We start from the raw sequence: 1429 nt of genomic DNA on the forward strand, positions 1-1429 counted from the left end.
ATCGGCGGGGTCGATCGTCCTGGTGCAGGCGTGCGACTGGCGCATCAACTTATATCCGGCAGCTCCATGACGGCTTGCCACAATCCTGCATGCACGGCTCAGACGCTCAAGGGGACGGTTTCACACTTTTTGCCGGTGCATTCGCACCAATCATACTCTCGAAGCCCGTCACCCCGCTTTCAGGCCCTGGCCGGGGCCTGAACTTTCAAAGGGCGGGTCAGCCAGTCGCAGCGGCTTTGGTCGGCATTGCCAGGCCTTCAGGAACGAGGCCGGTTTCGACATAGCGCCAGAGTGTGATCGCCAGCTTGCGGGCCATGGCCACCAGCATGATCCGACGCATGCGCGCAGATTGCCCCTGTGTTCTTACCCTGAACCACTTTGTCAGCGGGCTTTCGGGATGTTTGTGCTGCCAGATCCAGGCGATCTCGATGAGGATGCGCCGGGCCCAGCTGTTGCCGGCTTTTGAGATGCCCTGGCATTTCGTGGTAGTGCCGCTGTCGTAGGCACTTGGCGTCAGACCAAGATAGGATCCCAGGTGCGAACGGCTACTGAACTGCCGCGAGAAGATTTCCCGCGCCATGATCGCGGCAGTCGTTCCGCCAACCCCGGGCAGAAGACGAAGCATCTGACGCTTCTGCTCGATCGCAGGGTCTTGCGCATCCGCCACATCGCGCTCCTTTTCGACGCAGCGGATCTGCTCCTCGACCAGAGCCAGCCGTGAATATTCACGTTCAAGTTCATGGAGCAGGCGTTCCGGAAGCGCTCTTCCTTCCGCGGTGACAAGGGAAGCAAAATCAATTCGCGTCGCGCGCAGTTTCGGTTCGATGCCCCTTATCCCCTGGCCAAAAAGCAGGCCTTTGATCCGATTGATATGTGCGGTACGCTCGTGGACCAGGCGTTGCCGTTCGCGGTGTGATCGACGCGCATCTTCCTCTTCGACATCGGGAACGCGCACGACAGCACATACATGATGGTCGCCGCGGTCTATCGCGATAACGGCCCGGAGCAGCATCAGGGCGTCGATACGATCCGTTTTCACCCTGCGCGCACGGCGGTTTACCTGCAGGCTGGCCGGATCCAGCACACGGCACTCGATCCCTGAACGGGTCAGACGCCGTGCCAACCAGAACCCATCATAGCCCGCCTCATAGCAGATCACGATTCTCGCGATTGATCCGGCAACCTTGCGAAGTCGCGCCACCAGCGCATCAAAATCACCACCTGGCAGGCGATAGATGCTCGGCTTGGGCTGGCCGGGGTGGGCCACGGATATGACCCAGTTCTTCTTGCTTAGTTCGATCGCCGCATAAACGGTCTCAGTGTTCGATGCTGGTGAAGCAAACTCCTGTTCCATCGTCATGGCCAATCTCCTGAATGACACTGCCGTCAGGATACCGGTTAATCCCGGCGACCTGCATAGGATCTTTTT

1 protein-coding gene is annotated in these 1429 nt (G+C 59.4%); it reads right to left on the reverse strand.

Features of this window, described 5'->3' with window-relative positions; translation table 11 throughout:
* Positions 1-217 precede the first annotated feature (217 nt).
* Positions 218-1360, reverse strand: coding sequence for an IS110 family RNA-guided transposase (locus ACYPYD_RS05600; protein WP_459662397.1), 1143 nt, complete (start codon positions 1358-1360; stop codon positions 218-220).
* Positions 1361-1429 lie beyond the last annotated feature (69 nt).

The organism is Novosphingobium sp. 11B (assembly GCF_054589055.1).

What these genes read in the sequence shown, in the direction of transcription:
- ACYPYD_RS05600 (WP_459662397.1), bottom strand. Translation starts at nt 1,360, where the DNA reads ATGACGATGGAACAGGAGTTTGCTTCACCAGCATCGAACACTGAGACC.